1 protein-coding gene is annotated in these 6836 nt (G+C 55.3%); it reads right to left on the bottom strand.

Translation table 11 applies throughout. The features are described 5' to 3' along the window. A partial coding sequence (locus ABD744_RS19325) for a beta strand repeat-containing protein (RefSeq protein ID WP_344800224.1) occupies positions 1-6836 on the bottom strand: 6836 nt, incomplete at both ends.

Below are 6836 nucleotides of genomic sequence, written 5' to 3' on the forward strand. Positions count from 1 at the left end.
CCCCCTACGCCCCACGTGCGTGATTTGACGTGCATATTGAGCCATCACCATACTTATCATCATAACGATCCATCCCAATCCAAAACTTCCTCCTCCACTGCCGGAGCTTTTCACCGACGTATTAACGAGACTGCCAACCCCTCCCGGATCAATGACACTGCCGTTTGCCATGCCATCTGCGTCATTAGGGCCACCGTCTTCAATGGTCAATTGAACACACCAGTCTCCGGCGTTCAGTCCAGGACGATACTCATCGGACTCCGGTGGTGGACAAGCGCCCTGCTCACCCGGTGCGGACATTAGCGAGTTATTCGCGTCTTCCACAAACGTGAACCAAACGCCATCAAACTTGCGGTACACCACATTTTCAGCAATGGCCATCCGTTGAGGAATGACAATATTGACGCTTTGACCAATGACCGGAAGGTCGTTCACCACAAAGTCAAAGTAACCACTGATATTTTCAACTTCATCCGCAGGAATCTGGAGCGCACCAGACAAGGTCTCCGGTTCAACCTTAGCGCCTCGGCCGTCATTAGACAGAGCGCGTTCACCCAACACCATTTTCAGTCCGGGTTCGGTTTCAATAAGGAAGGTAAATCCATCTTCCGCCACTTCATTCAGTACATTTGACTGCGATGAGACGTCAAGATAATTGGGCTGTCCATCCTGATCATCATCCAACCAGCCTTCGTCACTGTCACTGATGCCATCACCATCGGAGTCTTGGGTTGCACTCAGTGCAGGTAAACTTGTCACCACCCGATAGGAAATAGACAGTTCGTTACTGATGGGTGGTAATCCATTATCAGTGACGGTCACTGTCGCTCGGTAAACGCCCGGCTCAACATCCGCTGGGTTCAATTGTCGCTGGGTATCGCTCACTTCATCGGTGGTCACACCGCCCGTAAACAACCATTCAACGGTATGTTGATCATTCGGGTTCGGGTCGTTGATTTGAACAGAGAAGTTCACTGCCCCGGAAGACTGCTCCACAATGAGTTGCACCACCCCACCCTGGGTAATAGCAAGCTCAACCTGCGGCGCCACATTTTCTTCCACCACCGTGATGGTGTGTGTCTTCTTGGCACCAAAGTTTGCGTCACCGGTCAAAGAGACAAGGATGTGTTCAGTCACTTCAACGTTGTCATCTTCTGTCGTTGCAAACGGAATGTTCTTCGTCAACTCACCTTGTTCAAACACGACCTCACCGGACTGTAAGTTATGATCCGTGTTATCCGCAGAACCGCCCACCTCGTAGGCCACCGTCAACGGATAGCTCGGAGCCAAACCATTGAGCAACACCCGTACTCTGCCGTTCACGCCTTCGCCGACCACCTGATCTTTACCCAGAGAAATCAGAGGGTGCACATGGATTTGCTGCACCTGCTCCGCTCTGTTACCGGCCGCGTCCACCGCAAACCAAGTCACCTGATGCGAGCCTGGCGCTAAGTTGGCTGGCGCACCGCCCACCAAACTCACACTGACCTCGCCGTCTAAAGCATCCACGGACGTTGGGGTCACCAACCCGGTCACCGGTGTCAACAGACCCGTGGCATTAATGTTCAAGGTTTCAACACCGGTGATTTCCGGTGCCTGATCATCGGCCAGCGGGTTACTGCCTGCATTTTGCTCATTCAGATTCGAGAGACCATCGTTATCCGCATCTTGTGTCGCATCCGACGGGTCGAACACATTGAAGCCATTGGCAATTTCAAATTCATCCGACATGCCATCGTTGTCATCGTCCAGGTCTTCGGAGTTTGCCAGGCCATCGGTATCGTTATCGCCGATCACTTCAATCGCAAATGCGGTGAAGTTGGTTGTGCCCTGGCCATCACTGACCTGCAATACGATGTTATCGTACACACCGGCATCACCGACCACCGGAGCACCGGACAGTTCACCCGTCTCTGAGTTCAAAGTCAGCCAGGCTGGTAGATTGGAAGCAGACACCGATAAGGTATCGCCTTCGATGTCGGACAGCGTTGGCGTGAAGGCATACGCTGCACCCTCAAGCACACTGCTTGCTGGCGAACCACTGATCACAGGCAGATCATTGACGCTGGTCACCGTCACCATCACCGTCGCACTGTTGGATGCCTCACCCGAGTCATCATTGACGGTGTACGTGAATTGATCCGAACCATTAAAGTTATCTGCCGGGGTATAAGTAGCCACGCCATTGTTCAGCTCAACACTGCCGTTGGCAGGCTGGCCAATGACAATACTGGTTGCATCTAACGTTCCGTCAATGTCCTGGTCATTCGCGAGAATGGAGATATCGATCGGAGTATCTTCATCCGTTGTGACCGTGTCATCATTCGCCAATGGTGCATCGTTGACGGATTGAACCGTAATGGCGACCGTAGCAATGTTTGATGTGCTGCCATCGGCATCATTAATGGTATAAGTAAATTGATCATTGCCATCAAAGTTCTGAGCCGGCGTATAACGGAACATGTTATTCACCAAGGTCACCGTACCTTGCGCTGGCTGCGCTGCAACATTCAAAGATGAAAGGTTTAATGTGCTGTCCACATCGGAGTCATTGCCTGCCACATTGATGTCCAGGCTGGAATCCTCCAACAACACCGCCACATCATTGGCAGCAACCGGCGCATCATTGACGCTGTTCACCGTAATAGACACTGTGGCTTGTGAAGAGACCGCATCCTGATCGTCCTTCACGGTATAAGTGAAGGAGTCGGAGCCATTAAAGTCGGCGGCTGGCGTATAAGAGAATGAACCATCGCTCTGAGCGGTAACCGAGCCATTGGTCGGACCAACCACAACGGTAACGGTGGACACATCAAGGGTGCCATCCACGTCCGAATCGTTGCTCAACACCGCAATTGAAATGGCGGTATCCTCTTCCGTTTGAACCGTGTCATCCACAACGGTCGGTGCGTCATTAGAGCCCGATACATTCACGGTCACGGTCGCAGCATTCGAAACCGCGCCACTGTTATCACTGACGGTGTATTCAAAGGAGTCACTGCCAAAATAATTTAATGACGGTGTGTAAGTCACTTGACTGTTTGCAACCACCACACTGCCGTTTGTTGGTTGCGCTGAAATGGCCAGGCTTGCACTGTTGACTTCATTAGCACCGTCAATGTCTGTGTCATTAGCCACGACATCAATTACCACCGACCCGTCTTCTGCGACGGTGGCGGTATCAGCCACCGCGACCGGCGAGTCATTGACGGCCGTGACCGTTACGTTAACCGCCGTACTGGCGGACGCATTCCCCTGAACATCGCTCACCGTGTAAGAAAACGCATCAGAACCATTAAAGTTAGCCGCTGGCGTATAAGTGATCACACCGTTTGCCGTATTGATGCTGGTTGTACCGTTCGAGGCCGAAGCCACGATAGCGACGCTCGCTGGGTTCAGTGCAGATCCGTTACCGACATCATTGCTCAGTACATCCACCTGGATACTGCTGTCTTCATCAACCGTCGCGGAGTCTGCGGTGGTTTCATTATCGTCGTTGGTGATGCTCACCGTTTGTTGCTGAGTACCACTTTCATTGGCACTGCCGCCGCTGACGCCCGTCACATCCACAATGATGGTTTCATCACTTTCTTCCGACGAGTCCTGAATCGCCGTCAGTATTGCAGTTCCTGTCGTTTGACCTGCAGTAATAGTGATGCTGCCTGCTGGTGTGACGTAGTCGGTGCCACTGGTGGCGGTACCGGAGTAGCCGAGGCTGACCGTCACGTTTTCGAAGGTGGCCTGATCCAGTGTCGCAGTCAGAGTGCTGGTGCCCGCCGCTTCGGCGATGGTATTTGCGCTTGCAGTTAAAGTGACCGTCGCGGTGTCGTCGTCGGTGATGGTCACGGTTTGTTGTTGAATACCACTTTCACTGGCCGAGCCGCCACTGACGTTGGTGACATCAACGATGATGGTTTCGCCTGCTTCCACATTGCTGTCGGCGGTGGCCGTCAACGTGGTGGTGCCGGTGGTTTGGCCTGCAGCAATGGTGATGCTGCCGGCTGGCGTAGCGTAGTCGGTGCCACTGGTGGCCGTACCTGAGTAGCCCAAACTGACGGTCACGTTTTCAAAGGTGGCTTGATCCAAGGTCGCTGTAAGAACGCTGGAACCCGCCGCTTCTGCAATGGTATTTGCGCTTGCGGTTAAAGTTACCGTCGCGGTGTCGTCGTCGGTGATGGTTACCGTTTGTTGTTGAATACCACTTTCACTGGCACTGCCACCACTGACGTTGGTGACATCGACAATGATGGTTTCGCCCGCCTCCACGACGCTGTCAGCCGTTGCTGTCAGGGTGGTGGTGCCGGTGGTCTGGCCTGCGGGTATGGTGATGCTGCCTGCTGGCGTAGCGTAGTCGGTGCCACTGGTGGCGGTGCCGGAATACCCCAAGCTGACCGTCACGTTTTCGAAGGTGGCGCTGTCCAAGGTCGCTGTAAGAGTGCTGGTGCCCGCCGCTTCGGCGATGGTATTTGCACTTGCGGTTAAAGTTACCGTCGCGGTGTCGTCGTCGGTGATGGTTACCGTTTGTTGTTGAATACCACTTTCACTGGCACTGCCGCCACTGACGTTGGTGACATCGACAATGATGGTTTCGCCCGCTTCCACATTGCTGTCGGCGGTGGCCGTCAATGTTGCGGTGCCGGTGGTCTGGCCTGCGGTGATGGTAATGCTGCCCGCCGGCGTCACGTAGTCGGTGCCACTGGTGGCGGTACCGGAGTAGCCGAGGCTGACGGTCACGTTTTCGAAGGTGGCGCTGTCCAAGGTCGCCGTCAGGGTGCTGGTGCCCGCCGCTTCGGCGATGCTGGCTGCGCTTGCAGACAAGGTCACCGTCGCTGTGTCGTCGTCGGTGATAGTCACCGTTTGTTGTTGGGTACCGTTTTCACTGGCCGAGCCGCCACTGACGTTGGTGACATCGACGATGATGGTTTCGCCCGCTTCCACATTGCTGTCGGCGGTGGCCGTCAACGTGGTGGTGCCGGTGGTTTGGCCTGCAGTAATGGTGATGCTGCCTGCTGGTGTGACGTAGTCAGTGCCACTGGTGGCGGTGCCGGAGTAGCCCAAGCTGACGGTCACGTTTTCGAAGGTGGCCTGATCCAAGGTCGCCGTCAGGGTGCTGGTGCCCGCCGCTTCTGCAATGGTATTTGCACTCGCTGTTAAGGTCACCGTCGCCGTGTCGTCGTCGGTGATGGTTACGGTTTGTTGTTGAATACCACTTTCGCTGGCACTGCCGCCACTGACGTTGGTCACATCAACGATGATGGTTTCACCCGCTTCTACGACGCTGTCAGCCGCTGCTGTCAACGTGGTGGTGCCGGTGGTTTGACCTGCGGCAATGGTGATGCTGCCCGCTGGTGTGACGTAGTCGGTGCCATTGGTGGCCGTACCGGAATACCCCAAGCTGACCGTTACATTTTCAAAGGTGGCCTGATCCAGTGTCGCCGTCAAGGTGCTGGTGCCCGCCGCTTCGGCGATGGTGCTGGCGCTTGCGGATAGAGTCACGGTGGCCGTGTCGTCGTCGGTGATGGTCACGGTTTGTTGTTGGGTGGTGGCTTCTGTGGCGGTATTACCGGTGATGCTGTCGATGTCCACAATGATGGTTTCATTGCTTTCGACCGCCGCATCCTGAACCGCTTGCAGGGTCACGTTGCCGGTCAAAGAACCGGAGGAGATCGTGATGCTGTTGCCCGTTGTTGAGTAATCCGCCACGTTAGTCGCGGTGCCTGAGTAAGCCAGATTCACGACCACATCCACACTGCTTGCAGCGGAAAGCGTCGCTCTGATGACGGAGGTGCCCGCCGCTTCCGCAACGGTGTTGGTGTTCGCGCTCAGAATCACAGTAGGCTTGGCGGCGTTCGCAACCGTAATGGCATTTCCGGTGGTGTCAGAGAGGTCGGTGGTGGCCGCTGCCCCTGGCATCCAGTTGTCTGCCGCACTTAAGTTATAGACGGTACTGTCTACGGCACTGGTGCCGTTTTTATTCAGTAACACGGCAAGGTTTGACTGGTCCGTTGCATTCAACACGAGCGTGAACGAGGTGGCATCCGTGATTTCGATGGCATCGCTGGTTAATGTGTACGTGCCTGCGCCCTGACCCGACAGCGTCAGTTTAGAGAGGTCAACGTCGTTGGTCGCACCGCTCAGGTTGCGTAAGTTGGTGCCCGTGACGACTAAGGTACCGGAGGTGCCATCATAAGTGGCAGAGGTAATGGTCGGTACGGTCACGTTCGAGACGGTTACGCCATTGGTCGCGTCGGCGATGTCGGTGGTGGACGCTGCGCCCGCCATCCAGTCATCGGCAACGGCTAAGTTGAACGTGGTGGCATCGTCGGAGCTGGTACCGTTCTTGTTCAGCAACCCATCCACGTGGGTTTTGTCTGCACCGCTCAAGGTGACAGACACTTGGGTGGCAGAACTGATGTCCACATCCGTTGCACTGGTGAGGGTGTAAGTGTTACCAGCCTCACCCGTCAGCGTCATGGTCGATATGTCTACATCATTGGCCGCCCCAGAGAGGCTGCTGAAGTGGGTGCCGGTGACGACCAACACCCCGGTGGTGGCATCGTAGGTGGCCGAAGTAACGGCAGGCGCGGTGACATTACTTACGGTGACGCCATTGCCTGTGGTATCCGCAATGTCGTCATTGGCTGCTGCGCCGGCCATCCAGTTGTCCGCCGCCGCTAAATTAAACGTGGTTGCATCGTCCGAACTGGTGCCGTTTTTATTCAACAACCCATTAATGTGGGTTTGATCTTGCCCGGTCAGGGTGACAGAGAACTGGGTGGCCGAGGTGATTTCCACGTCTGAGGTGCTGGTGATGGCATAACTGGCACCGCCTTCGC

The sequence above is a fragment of the Litoribacillus peritrichatus genome, from assembly GCF_039537985.1.
GTDB lineage: Bacteria > Pseudomonadota > Gammaproteobacteria > Pseudomonadales > Litoribrevibacteraceae > Litoribacillus > Litoribacillus peritrichatus.